Origin of the sequence: Heyndrickxia shackletonii (assembly GCF_001420715.1) — a bacterium.
Lineage (GTDB): Bacteria > Bacillota > Bacilli > Bacillales > Bacillaceae_C > Margalitia > Margalitia shackletonii.
Map to the genome: position 1 here is coordinate 1,450,238 of NZ_LJJC01000004.1, position 19,443 is coordinate 1,469,680.

General features: G+C 37.8%; 19 protein-coding genes and 1 other annotated feature. Of the genes, 13 read left to right on the top strand and 6 right to left on the bottom strand.

What is annotated here, in order from left to right; genetic code table 11:
- The first annotated feature begins 87 nt into the window (after positions 1–87).
- Together AN964_RS06880 and tbcS are read left to right on the top strand one after the other, a co-directional pair.
- Positions 88–894 (top strand): alpha/beta hydrolase, encoded by an 807-nt coding sequence (locus AN964_RS06880; protein WP_055738969.1) that lies wholly within the window; start codon positions 88–90, stop codon positions 892–894.
- Positions 895–907: 13 nt separating this feature from the next.
- Positions 908–2,032, top strand: a complete 1,125-nt coding sequence (gene tbcS, locus AN964_RS06885; protein WP_055738970.1) for a tetraprenyl-beta-curcumene synthase — start codon at positions 908–910, stop codon at positions 2,030–2,032.
- A 26-nt stretch (positions 2,033–2,058) separates the two neighbouring features.
- Here the strand turns inward: tbcS and mnmM are convergent, their stop codons facing one another.
- Together mnmM and mnmL are read right to left on the bottom strand one after the other, a co-directional pair.
- On the bottom strand, positions 2,059–2,631 hold the full coding sequence (gene mnmM, locus AN964_RS06890) for a tRNA 5-(aminomethyl)-2-thiouridylate-methyltransferase MnmM (RefSeq protein ID WP_055738971.1): 573 nt from the start codon (positions 2,629–2,631) through the stop codon (positions 2,059–2,061).
- Entirely contained in the window at positions 2,628–3,587 is a 960-nt protein-coding gene (gene mnmL, locus AN964_RS06895) for a tRNA modification radical SAM protein MnmL/YtqA (protein ID WP_055738972.1), read from the bottom strand. The genes mnmM and mnmL overlap by 4 nt, the downstream gene beginning before the upstream one ends.
- Positions 3,588–3,913: 326 nt before the next feature.
- On the opposite strand from mnmL, the gene AN964_RS06900 reads away from it, so the two are divergent.
- From AN964_RS06900 to AN964_RS06925, 6 genes are all read left to right on the top strand, one after another.
- A complete protein-coding gene (locus AN964_RS06900) occupies positions 3,914–4,189 on the top strand; it encodes a YtzC family protein (RefSeq protein WP_055738973.1) in 276 nt (91 codons plus the stop codon).
- Positions 4,190–4,215: 26 nt separating this feature from the next.
- On the top strand, positions 4,216–4,386 hold the full coding sequence (locus AN964_RS06905) for a hypothetical protein (RefSeq protein ID WP_055738974.1): 171 nt from the start codon (positions 4,216–4,218) through the stop codon (positions 4,384–4,386).
- 147 nt (positions 4,387–4,533) lie between these two features.
- Entirely contained in the window at positions 4,534–5,724 is a 1,191-nt protein-coding gene (locus AN964_RS06910) for an MDR family MFS transporter (RefSeq protein ID WP_055738975.1), read from the top strand.
- A gap of 67 nt (positions 5,725–5,791) precedes the next feature.
- Positions 5,792–6,013, top strand: a binding site (T-box leader).
- A gap of 53 nt (positions 6,014–6,066) precedes the next feature.
- On the top strand, positions 6,067–8,481 hold the full coding sequence (gene leuS / locus AN964_RS06915; RefSeq protein WP_055738976.1) for a leucine--tRNA ligase: 2,415 nt from the start codon (positions 6,067–6,069) through the stop codon (positions 8,479–8,481).
- An 88-nt stretch (positions 8,482–8,569) separates the two neighbouring features.
- A complete protein-coding gene (locus AN964_RS06920) occupies positions 8,570–8,881 on the top strand; it encodes a rhodanese-like domain-containing protein (RefSeq protein WP_055738977.1) in 312 nt (103 codons plus the stop codon).
- Between the two features lie 235 nt (positions 8,882–9,116).
- On the top strand, positions 9,117–9,299 hold the full coding sequence (locus AN964_RS06925) for a sporulation protein Cse60 (RefSeq protein WP_055738978.1): 183 nt from the start codon (positions 9,117–9,119) through the stop codon (positions 9,297–9,299).
- A gap of 251 nt (positions 9,300–9,550) precedes the next feature.
- Here AN964_RS06925 and AN964_RS06930 read toward each other — a convergent pair whose 3' ends face one another.
- On the bottom strand, positions 9,551–10,822 hold the full coding sequence (locus AN964_RS06930) for a BaiN/RdsA family NAD(P)/FAD-dependent oxidoreductase (RefSeq protein WP_055738979.1): 1,272 nt from the start codon (positions 10,820–10,822) through the stop codon (positions 9,551–9,553).
- 198 nt (positions 10,823–11,020) lie between these two features.
- On the opposite strand from AN964_RS06930, the gene AN964_RS06935 reads away from it, so the two are divergent.
- A complete protein-coding gene (locus tag AN964_RS06935; RefSeq protein WP_055738980.1) occupies positions 11,021–12,640 on the top strand; it encodes a putative polysaccharide biosynthesis protein in 1,620 nt (539 codons plus the stop codon).
- A 203-nt stretch (positions 12,641–12,843) separates the two neighbouring features.
- Here the strand turns inward: AN964_RS06935 and AN964_RS06940 are convergent, their stop codons facing one another.
- Positions 12,844–13,086: a hypothetical protein gene (locus AN964_RS06940; protein ID WP_055738981.1), complete on the bottom strand. Its 243-nt coding sequence runs from the start codon at positions 13,084–13,086 to the stop codon at positions 12,844–12,846.
- A 324-nt stretch (positions 13,087–13,410) separates the two neighbouring features.
- Here AN964_RS06940 and AN964_RS06945 point away from each other — a divergent pair, with 324 nt between their 5' ends.
- Together AN964_RS06945 and ltrA are read left to right on the top strand one after the other, a co-directional pair.
- Positions 13,411–14,127: a pseudouridine synthase gene (locus AN964_RS06945; RefSeq protein WP_055738982.1), complete on the top strand. Its 717-nt coding sequence runs from the start codon at positions 13,411–13,413 to the stop codon at positions 14,125–14,127.
- Between the two features lie 620 nt (positions 14,128–14,747).
- On the top strand, positions 14,748–16,007 hold the full coding sequence (gene ltrA, locus AN964_RS06950; RefSeq protein ID WP_055737770.1) for a group II intron reverse transcriptase/maturase: 1,260 nt from the start codon (positions 14,748–14,750) through the stop codon (positions 16,005–16,007).
- 92 nt (positions 16,008–16,099) lie between these two features.
- Here the strand turns inward: ltrA and AN964_RS06955 are convergent, their stop codons facing one another.
- Positions 16,100–16,321 (bottom strand): DeoR family transcriptional regulator, encoded by a 222-nt coding sequence (locus tag AN964_RS06955; protein WP_055738983.1) that lies wholly within the window; start codon positions 16,319–16,321, stop codon positions 16,100–16,102.
- Between the two features lie 552 nt (positions 16,322–16,873).
- Here AN964_RS06955 and pepV point away from each other — a divergent pair.
- Together pepV and dat are read left to right on the top strand one after the other, a co-directional pair.
- Positions 16,874–18,304: a dipeptidase PepV gene (gene pepV / locus AN964_RS06960; RefSeq protein ID WP_055738984.1), complete on the top strand. Its 1,431-nt coding sequence runs from the start codon at positions 16,874–16,876 to the stop codon at positions 18,302–18,304.
- Positions 18,305–18,325: 21 nt separating this feature from the next.
- Positions 18,326–19,189 (top strand): D-amino-acid transaminase, encoded by an 864-nt coding sequence (gene dat, locus AN964_RS06965; protein WP_055738985.1) that lies wholly within the window; start codon positions 18,326–18,328, stop codon positions 19,187–19,189.
- Between the two features lie 33 nt (positions 19,190–19,222).
- On the opposite strand, the gene AN964_RS26290 is transcribed toward dat, so the two are convergent.
- Complete coding sequence (locus AN964_RS26290; RefSeq protein WP_161809220.1) at positions 19,223–19,381, bottom strand: hypothetical protein; 159 nt, start codon at positions 19,379–19,381, stop codon at positions 19,223–19,225.
- Between the last annotated feature and the right edge of the window lie 62 nt (positions 19,382–19,443).

Consider the following 19,443-nt stretch of genomic DNA (forward strand, 5'->3'; position numbering starts at 1 on the left):
AAGTTTGCTTGAAATTTGTAACAAATGACGTGAAGCAACAATTGATACGAAAACGGCCAACAACAAGAGAAAAGGGAGGCAGAAGCTATGTGGAAATGGGAAGCGGATGAAGCTCCTAAAGCGGTCATTGTCATGGTTCATGGGGCAATGGAGCACCACGGACGTTACAGCTGGTTAATTGAAATGTGGCGCTCCTCCGGTTACCATGTTATTATGGGAGATTTACCCGGACAAGGGATGACTACAAGATCAAATAGAGGTCATATTGATTCCTTTGACGAATATATATTTGAAATAAAAGATTGGGTACAAACAGCTTATCAATTTAATGTTCCTATTTTTCTATTAGGACATAGTATGGGAGGACTCGCTGTAATTCGTACACTTCAAGAAATAAAGCTAAAAATTGCAGGAGTAATTTTATCGTCCCCGTGCCTTGGGCTTGTAGATTATCCATCAAAAATTTTAAGCGGACTTTCTGTCGGGTTAAATAAGATCGCGCCAGGAGTACGGTTTAAAAGCCCTTTAACTATTCAAATGTCTACAAGAAATGAGGAAATAATGGAATCAGCTGTTAATGATTCCTTGTATATTACAAAAATTTCCGTTCGATGGTACCGAGAGTTAGTAAAAGGAATGAAACTTGCTTTCACAAATATTTCAAAATTTCCGGATGTGCCACTTTTGGTTCTTCAAGGCGGAGATGATAAAATTGTGAATAAGACTTCAGTTAGCGACTGGTTTAATCAGGTGAAATTATCTGAGAAAAATTATAAAGAATGGCCTAAGTGTTATCACGAGATTTTTAATGAACCCGAACGGGAAGACATATTTCTTTATGCGAAAAATTTCGTAGAAAATCGTTTGCGTTTAATTGGATATATTGTTGATTGAGGTGAATATATAAATGACAGTACCCTCTCATCCATTTTCACTTATGAACCAGGTCTATCGAAAGGTAATGCCCAATGTTCATCGTGAGCTATTTTATTGGAAAGATGCGGCGAAGATGATTCCGAATGCGGAATTAAGAAACCAGGCCCTTGCCAGCATTGAACATAAAACCTTTCATTGCGAAGGTGGATCTATTCTCGCATTATTAAGCTTGGATAGAAAAGAAGAAGCGATTAAGTTTATTGTGGCATATCAAACGATCAGCGATTATTTAGATAATCTTTGTGATCGGAGTACTTCGTTAGATCCTGTAGATTTTGCTGCATTGCACGAATCGATGAAGGATGCTTTGACAGTAGGAGCGGAACCAAAAAATTATTATCGTTTTCGGGAAGATCAAAATGATAATGAATACTTACATAAACTGGTGAAAACATGTCAATCTGTATTGGCAAAAATAGACCATTATGAAGTGATAAAACCTTTTTTAATTGAGTTATGCCAATATTATTGTGATTTGCAAATTCATAAGCATGTATGTGTGGAAGAAAGGGTAGAGAGATTGCAAGGCATGTTCAATCAATATAAAGATGGTCTGCCTGAAATGGAATGGCATGAGTTTTCGGCATGTTCCGGCTCTACGCTAGGAATTTTTTGTCTGGTTTCGTACGCAATGCGAAAGGATTTTAAAAAAGAATATGCTCAAATTATAAGAGAGGGTTATTTTCCTTATATTCAAGGCTTACATATATTACTGGACTATTTTATTGATCAGGATGAGGATAGAGAAGGCGGAGATTTGAATTTTTGTTTTTATTATGAAAGTGAAAAGCAATTGTTTGAGAGGCTGATTCACTTTTTAAAAGAAGCGGACAAGCATACAAATAAACTACCTGATCAAAAATTCCATAAATTAATCAACCGAGGGTTATTAGGCGTGTATTTATCGGATGAAAAAGTAAACAAACAAAGAGATGTGCAAAAACTCTCGAGGAAATTGATGAAATATGCTGGCTCCATCAGTTATTTCTTTTATTGGAATGGCAGAGCATACAGAGGGTTGCAAAATGTCATTCCGACCAGTTTATTAAAGGTATTACTGAATAATCGTGAAAAAAATGAAAAGAATGTGGTATAAAAAAAACGATAAGAGCTTTTAATCTCTTATCGTTTTTCAATGGCAATGATGAATGGCGGATTGTTTATTTGATTAATGAATTCATATTTTAATACATGCGCTTTTTTCTGATCCAGCTTTGTTACATATTGTAATAATTCATCGCGTTCTACTGCACCTTCTGGATGACCATGATAGACCACTAATATAATTATACCCTCTTTTGGCATGATTTCTAATAACTGTTCGATTGCTGAGATTGTTGTATTGCCGTGGGTAACAATGTTTTTACTCCCGCCTGGCAAATACCCGAGATTAAAGATAGTTGCAGTAATAAATGGGTGAAATTTGTCTGGAATTGATTCCTTTAAGGTTTCATGTCCTTTAGCAAAAAGTGTAACTCGGCTGTTTAGCTTATGGTCAGCTAAACGAACTTGAGTATTGGCTATTGCCTCTTCTTGAATATCAAATCCAAAAACATGTCCAGAATCTCCTACTAATTTGGCCAACATTTCTGTATCATGTCCATTTCCTACGGTTGCATCCACAACAATATCACCATTGGAAACAGCGGATTGAAGCAGGGAGTGAGCAAAGTTTAAGATTCGTTGCAGCTTCATAAACTCATCTCCACTGTATAATATTTTCCTTGCCAGCTATTTCTTCTTTTTAATTCTGCATCGATTGCATTCATAACTGCCCATTTATTTGCACTCCACATAGGTCCGATCATTAAATCAAGAGGCCCATCTCCAGTAATACGATGAATAATCATCTCGGGCGGTATAATTTCTAATTGATCACATACTAGGTTTACATAGTCATCAAAAGAAAGGAACTGAAGTAACCCTTTCTCAAATTGTTTCACCATTGGGGTACCTTTAAGGAGATGAAGGAGATGTATTTTAATTCCCTGTACATCTAATTTTGCTACTTCTTTAGCTGTTTCTAACATCATTTCCTTATTTTCAAGCGGCAGTCCATTAATAATATGGGTACAAATTCGAATTCCATGTTTACGTAGCTTAGCAACGCCATCTACATAGCATTGATAATCGTGAGCACGATTAATGAGTAAGGAGGTTCTTTCGTGAACGGTTTGGAGTCCAAGCTCTACCCATAAATAAGTACGCTCATTTAGCTCTGCTAAATATTCGACAACTTCGTCCGGTAAGCAATCTGGACGGGTAGCTATCGAAATTCCAACTACTCCTTCTTGTTTTAAAACGGGCTCGAATTTGCTCCGTAATACCTCGACTGGTGCATGGGTGTTTGTGTATGCCTGAAAATAAGCCATATATTTAGCGTCTTTCCATTTTTTGTGCATATTTGCTTTAACTTCGTGAAATTGTGTTACGAGATCTTTTGCACGGTCACCGGCAAAATCTCCCGACCCTGCAGCACTGCAGAATGTACATCCTCCATGTGCCACTGTACCATCGCGATTAGGACAATCAAATCCTCCGTCTAAGGAAACCTTAAAAACTTTATAGCCAAAATGTTCTCTTAAATGATAATTCCATGTTAAGTATCTTTTATGATCTGTTGCATATGGAAATGGATTATCCTGTGTCAAAAATCTTCCTCCTAATAGTTGAACAGCTTTAGTAAGGGCTGCTTCCGCATAAATGGTTGTTTTTCGTCATTTGTTATATTTCCTAATATGACTTGGATTCGGGGCATCTTTTCTTACTAGTTTATCATTTTTAACCCAAATAAAGTTTTTACTGGAAATGTAACAGCGTTTAAGAAAAGATCCTTAGAAAATAGTATCAAAAACCTTGTCTTGAAGCTATAACCAGTTTACCTTGGATTTCCTACATAGTCATTCCATTAGTGAACAAACTAAAAGTGAAGCATTTTGCGATGCTTCCACTAGCTGAATAAGGAGAGGATTCATAAGTGGCCACTAGAAAATCAATTGACGAATGCCTCCAAAGATGTGATAACGCGATTCAACAAGCACAGGAACAATATACAGAAGGACTGCGCCAGGAGCATTATCATGATTATGATTATACGAACGCATTGCAACAATTAGAAGCATCTTATAATGAAGTATGTCAATTAGCAAATAGCTCCAATTCCCAGCAAAGAGAAATATTACATCGCAAGAGATTGCAACTGCAGCAATTACAAAACCAAATGATCCTTCTCAATCATGACAGGCCAATATAATTAAATATTTAATGTCGGAGGAAACAATGAAAAAACGATCTAAGCAAAATAATCCAGAGCAAAAAACTCGCAATGGTGTAAATAATCAGGACATGGAGCTCGGTAAGGAATATGATCCTGTAAAACAGTTAAAGAAAAACAATGCTAAAAAAAGCCAGCCAATTCGTTCGAAACAGCATATTGAAAACCCGGATTAACTAGATAAAGTAAAGAAGGAGTGCATCTTCAGCACTCCTTCTTTTTCTGAAAACATAGTTATCTCTTTTACCCCTTGTCGCTATAATTTAAAAAGAATACAATGGTGATTGATATAAAATATATACTGGGGGAAGGGAGCGTTTCTCATGCCTAAATCCTTGTGGCTTTTAGTAATCGGGATGGTGGTGAATACAACAGGCTCTTCTTTTTTATGGCCTTTAAACACCATTTACATCCATGATCACCTCGGAAAGTCATTATCTATTGCAGGAATTGTTTTAATGTTAAATTCGGCTGCAAGCGTTATAGGTAACTTACTCGGGGGAACTCTTTTTGATAAACTTGGGGGGTACCGGACCGTTTTATTCGGAATCATCCTTACTATATTGGCAGCACTTGGTCTTACTCTTTGGCATGATTGGCCAAACTATGTCATTTTTCTGACCATAACTGGTTTTGGTTCAGGAATTATTTTTCCTTGTGTATTTGCAATGGCAGGTTCCGTTTGGAAAGAAGGAGGAAGAAGAGCTTTTAATGCTATTTATGTTGCGCAGAACGTTGGGGTTGCAGTTGGTTCTGCCTTAGGTGGCTTTGTAGCATCTTTTTCCTTTAACTATATCTTTTTAGCTAATTTACTTATGTTTATTGTCTTTTTATTGATTGCCTTCTTCGGGTATAAAAATTTGTCTGCCCAGCAAGGAAAGCAAACATCGGTTATTCAAGAACATGGAGCTATTAGAAATAAACAAATTTTTAAGGCTTTGGTTATTTTATGTTCGGCCTACTTGCTATGCTGGGTAGGGTATGTTCAGTGGCAAGCGACCATTTCAAGCTATACTCAAGAAATTGGGATCACTTTAAGACAATATGGCCTTTTATGGACGATTAACGGTGCATTAATCGTAATTGGCCAGCCGATCATGACACCACTGATCAAGAAGTTCTGTTCAAGCTTAAAAGGACAAATCATAATGGGAATTGTCATTTTTATCATTTCTTTTGGGGTTGTAAGTGTCGCACATAGCTTGAGTGCTTTTGTTGCAGCTATGGTTATTCTTACGATAGGAGAAATGCTTGTATGGCCAGCTATTCCAACTATTGCGAGTCAGCTGTCTCCAAAAGGAAAAGAAGGGCTTTTTCAAGGTATCGTCAATAGTACAGCAACGGGCGGTCGTATGGTCGGACCTTTAGTCGGTGGAATTGTCGTAGATTTATACGGAATGTCCACGTTATTTATTTCGCTGATGGTATTATTTGTTATATCTATTGGATTATCCATTTTCTTTGATAAACCGTTAAAATCATCCTCCAATCAGGAACAAACTTTAAGCATGTAACATGAATGAAAAAAAGGCTTGCAACAACGATTAAAATTGGCTAAAATGGTAAATAATTTAATCCATATGAAACGTTTGAGTAGGAATAGTAGTGATGTTCATCTGAACAAGAGAATTGGCGGTAGGTGCAAGCCAATCGGATCCATCATGAACTCGCCTATTAGTTGCAAATGTGAACGGGAACACCCAAGTAATCTTTGCCGTTTTCCGCGTTAAGGATGAATGAAGCGAGTGCATGCACTAATTTGGGTGGTACCGCGGGAGTATAAGTTAACCTCTCGTCCCTATTTTGATAGGGATGAGAGGTTTTTTGCTGTTATAAAAAGATAAGGAGGCAATTTCATGAGTTACAATCATATTGAGATTGAAAAAAAGTGGCAAAAATATTGGAAAGACCATGATAGCTTTAAAACAACAGAGGATAAATCAAAAGAAAACTATTATGCGTTGGATATGTTCCCATACCCTTCTGGAGTAGGACTTCATGTCGGGCATCCAAAAGGATATATTTCCACCGATATTCTGGCAAGATGGAAAAGAATGCAGGGCTATAATGTGCTTCATCCAATGGGATGGGACGCATTTGGACTGCCTGCAGAACAATATGCGATTGACACCGGCAATGATCCGGCTGAATTTACGAAACACAATATCGAGACGTTTAGACGTCAATTGAACTCACTTGGCTTTTCCTTTGATTGGGATCGTGAAGTAAATACAACGGATCCGGAATATTATAAATGGACACAATGGATTTTCTTGAAGCTTTATGAAAAAGGTCTTGCATATGTCGACGAGGTACCGGTTAACTGGTGTCCGGCACTTGGCACAGTACTTGCAAATGAAGAAGTTATCGATGGAAAAAGTGAACGCGGTGGTCATCCGGTTGAAAGACGTCCGATGAGACAATGGATTCTAAGAATCACTGCTTATGCGGACAAACTGCTTGAAGATCTGGATGATCTTGATTGGCCAGAAAGTCTTAAAGATATGCAAAGAAATTGGATTGGCAGATCTGAGGGTGCAGAGGTAACTTTCAATATTAATGGTACAGATGAAACATTTACTGTTTTCACAACTCGTCCTGATACTCTATTCGGTGCAACATATGCCGTTTTGGCACCAGAGCATCCGCTAGTAGAAAAAATTACAACTGCCGATCAGCGTGCAGCAGTTGATGCATATCTTGATCAAATTAAATCGAAAAGCGATCTTGAGCGTACAGATCTTGCCAAAGACAAAACAGGTGTATTTACGGGAGCTTATGCTATCAACCCTGTAAATGATGAAAAAATGCCAATCTGGATTGCCGACTATGTTCTAATGAGCTATGGAACCGGTGCAATTATGGCTGTTCCAGCACATGATGAGCGCGACTATGAATTTGCTAAAAAATTCGGATTAACTATAAAAGAAGTTGTAGCAGGCGGAAATGTTGCGGAAGAAGCCTATACAGGTGATGGGGAGCACGTAAATTCGGATTTCCTAAATGGTCTAAATAAAGAAGATGGCATTAAGCAAATGATTGCTTGGCTTGAGGATAAAGGAATAGGCGAAAAGAAAGTAACCTACCGCCTTCGTGATTGGCTATTTAGCCGCCAACGTTATTGGGGTGAACCAATCCCGATTATTCATTGGGAAGATGGTACAATGACAGCTGTTCCGGAAGAAGAGCTTCCGCTTACTCTTCCAAAAACAACGGACATTAAACCATCCGGTACTGGGGAGTCTCCTCTTGCCAATATCGAAGAATGGATAAATGTTGTGGATCCTGTAACAGGAAAAAAAGGCCGTCGTGAAACGAATACGATGCCGCAATGGGCAGGAAGCTGCTGGTACTTTATTCGCTACATTGATCCTCATAATAGTGAGGCGCTTGCGGATCCAGAAAAACTAAAAGAATGGCTTCCAGTTGATACGTATATTGGCGGGGCAGAGCATGCCGTGCTTCATCTGCTATATGCTCGCTTCTGGTATAAGTTCTTGTATGATATTGGGGTTGTTCCAACAAAAGAGCCTTTCCAAAGATTGCTTAACCAAGGGATGATTCTTGGTGAAAACAATGAAAAAATGAGTAAATCAAAAGGAAACGTGGTTAACCCTGATCAAATCGTCTCTAGCCATGGTGCTGATACGCTTCGTCTATATGAAATGTTCATGGGACCACTAACAGCATCTATTGCCTGGACAACAAATGGTCTTGATGGAGCAAGACGATTCCTTGACCGTGTATGGCGTTTGCTTGTGGATGATAATGGTGAGCTTTCAAGCAAAGTTCAGAATGGAAATAAAGATGTCCTTGAAAAGGTATATCATCAAACCGTGAAAAAAGTAACGGAAGACTTCGAAAATCTTGGCTATAACACTGCTATTTCTCAGCTAATGGTATTCGTTAATGAAGCTTACAAAGCAGACGTTCTTCCAAAAGAATATATGGAGGGCTTTGTGAAAATGCTAGCTCCAATTGCTCCGCATATCTGTGAAGAGCTTTGGGAAAAACTTGGCCATGAAGGTACGATTTCTTATGAAGCTTGGCCAACTTATGATGAAGCTAAGCTTGTTGATAATGAGGTTGAAATCGTTATCCAAGTAAATGGAAAAGTTCGAAGCAAAATGACTGTTTCCCGTGAGGCATCTGCTAAAGAATTAGAAGAGATAGCACAAAATGATGATACAGTAAAGGGTTTTATTGAAGGAAAAACCGTTCGTAAAATAATTGCAGTTCCAGGTAAGCTAGTGAATATTGTTGCAAATTAAGGGAGGGGTTATTTAAACCCCTTTCTTTGTTTTTACATAAACGTATTTGATATAATCGAAAAGAAAATACTCGAAAGGAATGACAGGATTGGAAATAAAACAAATTACTCCAGAAGAAGTGGAAAAGAAATTAAAAAATGATGAGACATTATATATAATTGATGTGCGCGAAGATGATGAGGTTGCAGAAGGAATGATTCCTGAAGCAGTACATATACGAATGGGGGATATCCCTGATTCCTTGGATAAATTAGATAAAAACGAAGAATATATCATTGCTTGCCATGCAGGGGGACGAAGCATGAAAGTATGTCAATTTCTTCAAGACCAAGGGTTTCATGTTATTAATATGACAGGCGGAATGTCACATTGGACAGGGGAAACAAAGCCTAAAAAGTAATAAAAACTAACCGGGCAATTTGCCTGGTTTTTTATGTAAAAATAATGAATTAAATTGATATTTCATCGCATAAAAGATAATTCGTACCCGCTTGTGAGGAAATGTCAGCAGTTATGCAGTAATATCAACTTGATACTAATGGAGGATGTATAAAGCCAAAATTCATTATGTTTGAATGTTTTAAAAATTTCATCTCCTGGAAACAATAGTAATAAAAAACGGGAGAGGAAATCGTATGATCCAAGTAAAGGTATTCGATTATGAACATGAAAAGGATTTAGAAGAAGATGTGAATCAATTTTTGAAAACCATTGATGATAATAAACTGTTAGATATAAAATATCATGTGGCAGTTATGCCCGAAGACGAAGACGACCAAATTTATTGTTTTAGTGCGATGATTTTATATAAAAAATAAAGTAGTTCCGCCTATGTGGTAAAACGGACATACATTTCGTTATTTGTGACAAAAATGGGGATTTCAAGATATTATAGGACATACGTTCCGCTATTTAGCCAAAAAAGGGTTATTTTAGCGTGATTTTTGGCAAATAGCGGACTCAGTGTCCGGAAACAATAAAAAAATATCATTACATTATTTATGAAAATAACGGACTCAGTGTCCGCAATACGAGCAACGCATGGAAAAAATCCATGCGTTATTGTGTATTAATGACAATCCGTAGAATAGATAGCTGCATTCATCCCAGCTAATCTACCTGTTACAAGTGCGGATGTTATATTATAGCCTCCAGTATAACCGTATATATCTAAAATTTCTCCACAAAAATATAAACCGGGCATTAATTTGGAAGCCATCGTTTTTGGTTCAATTTCTTTAACAGAAACACCGCCTCCTGTCACAAATGCTTTTTCCAATGGGAGTGTTCCATTAACGGTAAATTGAAATTGTTTACATCCCTTTGTAAAAGAACGGATTTTTTCTACAGAAACATTGGAGGCTTGCGTGTTTTCATCGATTCCGCTCATATGGAGTAAAAATAATAAATAACGTTCTGGCAAAAGTCCTTTCAAACTATTTTTTACAGCCTTTTTCGGTTCGTCTTTTAATATTTTCATAATATGCTGAAAAAGCTGTTCTTCGTTAAAATCAGGTAAAGCGTCTATGCTCATTGTGACATGCTGTAAATTCCACTTTTTCATTGCCTTTACGACAAATTGGCTGCATCTTAAGACGGCTGGGCCCGAAATGCCAAAATGAGTGAAAATCATATCCATTTTATGGGTAATAATTGGTTTTCCTTTTGGATTCAAAACACTAATAGCCACGTCACGAAGGGAAAGCCCCTGTAATGTTTTTTCTTTTATAAAAAATTCATCTGATGTTACAGGTACTTCTGTGGGGAAAAGCTCCGATATAGAATGTCCTGCTTTTTCTGCCCATGGAAATCCGTCTCCGGTTGAACCTGTTTGCGGAACAGATTTCCCCCCAACTGCCACCACAACGGAATCACTATGAATCACTTCGCCATTTTGGAGCATAACACCTGTTACTTGTTGATGATCATACAATACCTCTTTTACAGGAGTATTTGTTTTGATGGTTACATTTAATTCAGACAGCCTTTTTAAAAGGGCATCCACGACTGATTGTGCTTTATTTGTCACGGGAAACATTCTTCCGTGGTCCTCTTCCTTGAGCTTAATTCCGAGATTTTCAAAAAACTGAATAATATCTTCATTATTAAAAATAGAAAAGGCACTATATAGAAAGCGGCCATTTCCCGGGATATGTTTTACAATTTCCTCAATTGGAAGACGGTTCGTGACATTACATCGGCCCCCGCCTGAAATGGCAAGCTTTCTCCCTAGCTTGTCTCCTTTGTCTATTAACATTACTTTGGCGTTTTTTTCCCCAGCTGCAATCGCAGCCATCAAACCGGAGGGGCCGCCTCCAACAACAATTACATCAAACTTCATTCGTTCCACACCTTTGTATATATTCGTTTCATTTTAGAATGACTTGACTATTAAATCAAGAGAGCAACAATTTTTATCCCGCTTAAGGAAGCAAAAGGAATAAAAAGATTTTTCGAATAAATTGTCAATTGACTTGGTTAGTTGTACACTACTAATTAGTGAATTTCAATTATGAATCATGATTAAAGTAGGGATTATATGTCTTCAAAACTTATCCGTGGTACATTTATTTTAACGTTAGGAACATTTATTTCCAAATTTATCGGGTTATTTTATGTCATTCCGTTTCACGCTATTATTGGAGGCTCGGAGCCGGAAGCTCTATATCAATTTGGTTATGTTCCATATACATTATTTATTAGCATTGCAACAGCTGGAGTTCCGCTTGCTGTTTCAAAATATATAGCAAAGTACAATGCATTAGAAGAATATGCAGTTGGCAGAAAGCTTTTTAAATCCGGGATGATATTAATGTTGATGACCGGTATCGTTTGTTTTCTCATTATGTATATTTTTGCACCAACATTTGCGGAATTGAGTATGTCAGGGGTAGAGTCTAAAAAATATTCCATTGATAATGTAACGACAATTATCCGGGCTGTAAGCTTTGCACTTATTATTATTCCAATAATGAGCTTAATTCGCGGATATTTTCAAGGTCATCAATCTATGGGACCTTCTGCGGTTTCGCAGGTGATTGAGCAAATTGTCAGAATCGTATTTCTTCTGTTGGGAGCATATTTAGTACTGCATGTATTTAATGGAAGTATGGTAACAGCTATTAGTGTTGCGACATTTGCAGCATTTGTTGGAGGAATTGCGAGTTTAATTGTTTTATTTTGGTATTGGAAAATAAGAAAGCATCATTTTGATGAGCTGCTGGAACACGATAAAGGCACCTTGAATGTTTCGCTGAGGGAAATGTACAAGGAAATTTTTATCTACGCCTTGCCTTTTGTATTTGTAGGTGTAGCTAACTCCCTATTCCAATATGTGGATCAATTAACCTTTACAAGAGGTATGGCAGCTATAAATAAGGGAAAAGAAGCACTTGAGGCTATTGGGGTACTTAATTTCGATTCTCATAAGCTTGTAATAATACCAGTTTCACTGGCCACATCGTTTTCTTTAACGCTTGTTCCGCTTATAACGGAATCATTCGCCAAAGGAAATCGCCAGTCCATGATTCGTCAAGTGGATCAAACCTTTCAACTCTTACTGTTTTTAACGGTACCTGCGGCAATGGGGTTATCATTGCTTGCAGACCCTATTTTTACCGTGTTTTATCAGCATAGTAAATTAGGTGCGGATGTTCTGGGACATTATGCGCCGGTTGCTATTCTTTTCGCTTTGTATTCCGTTACCGCCGCCATTTTACAAGGAATTAATGAACAGCGGTTTACGATACTGAGCTTGTTAACTGGTTTGTTGGTTAAGTTAGCCTTTAATATACCGTTGATAAAATTATTCGAAACGGATGGAGCAGTATATGCTACGGCTTTGGGCTACTCTGTTTCTATCATCATCAACTTGGTTGTCATTAAGATTTTTGCAAACTATCCATTCAAAACAGTATTGCGAAGAAGTATATTAATTTTGTTAATGAATGCAATTATGGTTGGGGTTGTTATCGCTTTTTACAAAATTACCACTCTATTTCTTTCGCCAGCATCTAAATGGCAGTCATTGTTGATTGTGATTATATGTGGAGGAATTGGGGCTGCAATTTATGGCTATATAGGATTAAGATCTGGTCTTGCTGATAAGCTATTTGGACAAAGGCTGCAAAGCATTAAGAGAAGGCTTCATATCGGATAATAGGAAAGGAGGTCAACTGAAAAAGTTGACCTCTTATATAAAAAGTCTTGTCCTTGTAAAGTTTTAGCGCCTATCGACTATAGGTCTTCCAATCTCCTCCTTTCGATATGTCAACATCAACTCGTCCTTAGACTCGCTATGTTTTATGAGTCATGAGTCGGAGTCTATACATTCTGTTCGTTTGCTGCGCACTTTCCGCTTTATTAGTGATGACCCATTTGTCCCCAATATTGCATTTGGCGTTCGATTTGAGTAATCCTGCGATTCATTCGTTCTACTTGTCTTTCAAGACGTTCCATTCGCCTTTCCAATTGGCTCTGCCCGCCTCCTGGAAAGGTGGTAGTACCTGGAGGCAAATGCCCGCCTCCCTGATGCTGCATAGATGGTGGGAAATTTGCATATTGCTGGCCGGGCATTTGGGGATACATTTGTTGTCTATAATCCATTTCGTTTTCACCTCATCATGATAATTAAGCAATTCGATTATTAGTTGTATTGAACATGCAGGTTATTTTTTTGATTCTATCGATTTCTACATAATTACTTTGCAGAAAACAACTAATAAATCTTCTTGCCATTCCCTAATAGCCTATGTAGGTAAACGCTTTAGGTATGGGTAGCTGCCCAAAAAACAATAAATATTCTTATGATTTAAATGAATATAATGTTTTTATTCTTTCTTTTGTGAAATCGAAATAAGGTGTAATTTTTTTGAGGAATAATAAAGTCTGAGAAAAAGGCCATTCTTAAAATGATAAAAGGAGCACGAAATGAGACTTGATAAATTGCTTGCAAATGTCGGATATGGTAGCCGAAAAGAGGTGAAAAAGCTTTTAAAAGACGGCGTTGTAAAAGTTAATGAGAATGTCGCGAAGGATGGAAAATTACATGTAAATCCTATTGAAGATATTATTACGATACACGGGGATCAGGTTTATTATAAAGAATTCATTTATTTAATGATGAATAAACCACCAGGAGTTATCTCGGCAACCGAGGACTATCATGAAAAAACGGTCATAGATTTATTAGATATGGAAGATTCTGTCCTGAACCCGTTTCCGGTAGGAAGACTTGATAAGGATACGGAAGGACTTCTCCTAATTACAAATGATGGAGGGCTGGCGCATAAGCTGCTATCTCCGAAAAAGCATGTTCCCAAAACCTATTTTGCAGTCATCGATGGAGTAGTTTCTGAATCAGATATCGATGCCTTTAAAAAAGGTGTTTTATTAGATGATGGATACCCTACAAAGCCCGGGGAGCTAAAAATCCTTAAATCCGGAATTCGCTCCGATATCGAATTAACGATTACGGAAGGAAAGTTCCACCAAGTAAAAAGAATGTTTGAAGCGGTTGGAAAAAAGGTTGTCTATTTAAAGCGTATTTCTATGGGGCCAATCCAACTTGATGAAAACTTAATGCTTGGAGAATATCGTGAACTGTCGGAAGAGGAAGTAGAACAATTAAAGAATTTCCCTGTATAGAGGAATCGAAATGAAAGGTACATGAAAAGGAGCTGTTAAAATCCAGCTCCTTTTATATTGTGCGCCCGGCATGGGTGTAGTCTCTAGGGTGAAAGTCCCGAACTGTGAAGGCAGAAGTAGCAGTTAGCTTAACGCAAGGGTGTCCGTGGTGACGCGGAATCTGAAGGAAGCGAGCGGCAAACTTCCGGTCTGAGGAACACGAACTTCATACAAGGCTAGGTATCATTGGATGAGTTTGCAATACAAAACAAAGTCCTTTCTGCCGAAGGTGATACAAAGTAAATGAAGCAGATAGATGGAAGGAAAGATTGCACTCTTACCCGGGGAGGTCTGGTTGATACGCCAAGTACACTTGGTAACCTATCTAGTAATGGATAGCTGAACAATCAGAAGTCAGCCGAAGTCGTAGTACTTGGTTTGCTCGAGAGAATCAAGGAAGGACTGAACCATTTTAGGAGAACAAACACTCGGCAAACGGTTCTTTATGTATGAAAGCAGAAAATTCTTACGGAACCTACCTGAAAGGAAGAAATGGTGAATTCCATGGGGGACTTCGGGAGGGCTTAGTAAAGAACCCACTTAATGAGAATGTATTGTTCACGTAGAAAGGATAAATCTCAATGTTAATGGAACGAATGCTGTCACGGGAAAATCTTTTACTGGCATTAAAGCGAGTAGAAAAGAACAAAGGAAGTCATGGAGTAGACAATATGTCCGTAAAAGACCTACGAAGACATATTCTCGAAACGTGGGATACACTTAAAACATCCTTAATGGAGGGTACTTATCAACCTTCTCCTGTCCGTCGGGTTGAAATCCCAAAACCGAACGGTGGAGTAAGGTTATTAGGTATCCCAACCGTGACAGACCGTTTCATCCAACAGGCGATTACTCAGATTTTAACCCCTATCTTCGACCCGACTTTTTCAACACAGAGCTATGGTTTTCGACCAAACAAACGAGGTCATGACGGTGTTAGACAAGCGAAGAAATATATCGAAGAGGGATACCGATGGGTAGTCGACATGGACTTGGAGAAATTCTTTGATAAAGTCAATCATGATAGATTAATGCGGACTCTATCCAAAAGGATTCAAGACAGAACGCTCCTATCACTAATTCGGAAGTATCTACAGTCTGGCATTATGATTAATGGAGTCATAACGAAATCCGAGGAGGGTACGCCCCAAGGTGGACCATTAAGTCCTTTACTCTCCAATATCGTTCTAGATGAACTAGACAAAGAGTTAGAAAAGAGAGGGCACAAGTTTGTCCGATACGCAGATGATTGTAATATCTACGTAAAATCGAGAAGAGCCGGAGAGCGAGTAATGGACTCGATTACTACTTTCATTGAATTTACTCTAAAACTAAAGGTGAATCGAGAAAAGTCAGCTGTAGACAGACCTTGGAAAAGAAAGTTTTTAGGTTTTAGCTTCACATTTCATAAGAAACCGAAGGTGCGGATGTCAAACCAAAGTATTCAACGTGTCAAGAAACGGATACGAGAATTAACTTCAAGGTCAAAACCAATTCCAATGGATTATAGAATAGAGAAGCTGAATCAATATTTGATTGGCTGGTGCGGATATTATGCATTAGCAGATACACCCACTATTTTCAAAGAATTAGACGAATGGATTAGAAGGCGTCTCAGAATGTGCCAATGGAAAGAATGGAAGAAACCAAAAACCAAAGTAAGAAAACTCATTGGATTAGGGATTCCAAAAGAGAAGGCATACGAATGGGGAAACTCTAGAAAGAAATATTGGAGAATAGCCAGAAGCCCAATCCTACAGAAAACCCTCACAAACTCCTATTGGGAGATGCGAGGGCTGAAGAGTCTTTATGTGAGATATTCTCAACTACGTCAGACATAAATGGAACCGCCGTATACGGAACCGTACGTACGGTGGTGTGAGAGGTCGGGGGTTAGTCACCTCCTCCTACTCGATTCTAGTATTATATTCTATTACGATGACATTTTTACCCTTTTCTTCGTTGTTGTCCAAGTCCCGCGGTGGGGGCTTTTAATCAAGTCATTATAAGCCAATACATTCAAATCTCTTTGAATTGTACGCGGAGTTATTCCGAACTCATCGACAAGTTCCTGTGTGGTTACCGTGCCATTTTCTTTAATAAACACATAGATTGATTTAATTCGGGTTAACATCCTGTTTGTTGAAGGTTTCAAAAAACCACTCCCTCATCCTTTTTCCTAAGACTTAAGACTACGGACGACTTATTGGTTTTGAAGAAAATCTCTTCAAGCTTTACAGACCTTTCTTTGCCAGACAACTCCTTCTTTCATGTCGAATTTTATACCCCAGATGTCAGACAATTACATTTTACACCCATTGTTTTTAAATTTCCAGTCTATAGTGGGAATTTACAAATATTTTAGGTAATTACTTTACTTTATAATATGTTTCTCATCCATTTTTAGTATTAATATAGTAAAATAACTTAAAGTATAAATGCTGAAGCTAGACGCAGATATTTTATAAAAGGGTCCACAGAGGTAAATTTTATATTGTATTGTGGATGTTTTATTGAAGCTTAAAAAGGAGTAAAATAATCTGGAATCACAAAGTATTGTAAATTTAAAAGCTGTTTTCGCAATAATTGTTGCTTAGCTTCATTTGTTATAAATCCTAATCTGGCCAGGTTTAGGGTATAACCAAGGACTTCCGTATACAAAAGCAACAAAGTGAAGAAAAGAGCCATTATTAAAGGAGTTATGACGATGTCAATTCAATGGATGGACGAAGTGCTAAAAAGAAAAGAGGATCTTATAAAAGATTTGCAGGGAATTTTGCAAATTAGAAGTGTTTTAGATGAGGAAAATGCAACTGAGGATGCACCTTTAGGAGTTGGTGTAAAGGAAGCTTTGCAATATTTATTGGATTTGGGTGAAAAGGATGGCTTCATTCCTAAAAATGTTGGAAATCTTGCAGGACATCTGGAAATGGGAACTGGCGATGAATTAGTCGGAATCCTTTGTCATGTGGATGTTGTTCCTGAAGGGGACGGATGGTCGGTTGATCCATACGGTGGTATTGTAAAAGATGACAAAATTTATGCCCGTGGATCTAGTGATGATAAAGGCCCTACAATGGCCGCATACTATGCGATGAAAATTGTAAAAGAACTAGGAATTCCGTTGGAAAAGCGTGTTCGCATGATTATTGGCACGGACGAGGAAAGTGAATGGCGTTGTGTGGACCATTATTTTAAACATGAAGAAATGCCGGATATGGGATTTGCCCCAGATGCGGATTTTCCAATTATCTACGCGGAAAAGGGAATTGCAGATTATGATATCGTCCAAAAAGTGGAAGAAAGCGGTCATAGTAATAAGAATGAGCCAATTCAACTAGTCTCCTTCCATTCAGGAAGAAGATATAACATGGTTCCTGATTTTGCACAGGCAAAGCTTTTTATGCAAAAAGAACAAACGGAGATTTTACAAAAATATAATGATTTCCTTCAGCAAGTAAATTTAAAAGGAAAATATTATGTTGAATCCGGAGAGCTAGTGTTGGAATTAGAAGGGATATCCGCTCATGGAATGGAGCCTAGAAATGGAAAGAATGCAGGTCTTATTTTGGCTTCTTTCTTAGCAGATATTTCACTCGACAAACAAGGGGATCAATTTATTAAGTTCGCCGCAAATTATTTGTTTGAAAAGTCCCGCGGAGAAGGTTTTGGCATTCAATATGCGGATGACATAACAGGCGATCTTACTATCAATGTCGGAAAAATGGATTATGAACAGGCAGATGGAGGCAGGTTCGGACTAAATATGAGATATCCTGTTACCTTTGATATGGAGCAAGGGAAGAGCAGCATTGAAAAACATGTGAAACAAGAAGGATTTTCCATAGAGGATTTTTCTGATTCGAAGCCTCACCATGTAGACGAAAATGACGAATTAGTACAAGTCTTAAAGAAAGTATATGAAGAACAAACTGGCGAAAAAGCTGAATTGCTTGCCATTGGCGGTGGTACATATGCACGTTCTTTAAAATCAGGTGTTGCTTTTGGTGCACTGTTTCCAGGAAGACCGGATGTTATGCACCAAAAAGACGAGTATATGTTTATAGAAGATTTAGTAAAGGCAACGGCCATTTATGCACAAGCGATATATGAGCTTGCGGGCAAAAAGGAAAAATAAATCGGAGAGGAAGAGGCAATGATGGGAAAAGTGATTTTTAACGGGGAACTAGTTGAAAGAGAAAATGTTAAAGTAGATATTGAAGACCGTGGATATCAATTTGGTGACGGAATATATGAAGTCATTCGTGTATATAATGGGGAACTTTTTACAAAAAAGGAGCATGTTCAGCGTTTATATGAAAGTGGTGAAAAAATAGGAATAAAGATTCCTTATGAAAAGGATGTTCTTTGTAAGAAGCTTGAGGAATTGGTGCAAGAAAATCACTTAGAGACAGGTATAATTTATTTGCAAATTTCCAGAGGTGTGTCGCCAAGACAGCATGGATACCCAACACCTGAAGTTGAACCTACATTTGTCGCTTATACAAAACCAATGGATCGCCCGGAAGATTTAATGAAGTCTGGTGCGAAGGGATTGCTTGTTGAAGATATTCGCTGGTTAAGATGTGACATTAAAAGCTTAAATTTATTGGGAAACATTATGGCAAAACAAAAAGCGGCGGAATCAGGCTGCTTTGAGGCAATTCAACATCGTGGAGAAACCGTTACAGAAGGTTCTTCATCTAATGTGTTTATTGTAAAGGATGGGATATTAAAAACACATCCAGCAGTAAATCTTATTTTAAACGGGATTACAAGGCAAGTGATTTTAAGGATTTGTAAACATAATCAAATTCCAGTTAAGGAAGAATCTTTTACTGTGGATGATATTAAAACAGCAGATGAAATTTTTATCTCAAGTACAACATCTGAAATTATGCCGATTATTCAACTGGACGGAAGTGTTATCGGCAATGGAGAGCCAGGAGAAATCACAAAGAAATTACAAAAGTTGTTCGTAGAAGAAATTCAAAAGGAATGTAAAAATGTAGTGTTGCAATAATATGTCTGAAACCCGTCATAGACGGGTTTCTTTTTAAATTGCGCTGTTCCAATTTATCTCATCAAGCTCCGTTTGAGGAACTAATTGAATAGATAATCTATATGGTCGTTTTATTTCACAGTATCCGCTGTCATACATATAAATAATTTCACATTTTTCCCCTTTATAACTAACAAAATCACCAATTTTCATGGAATTGCTCTCCCTTTTACATGATTTCGTATGAATGAAATACAATAATTATCAAACCTGAA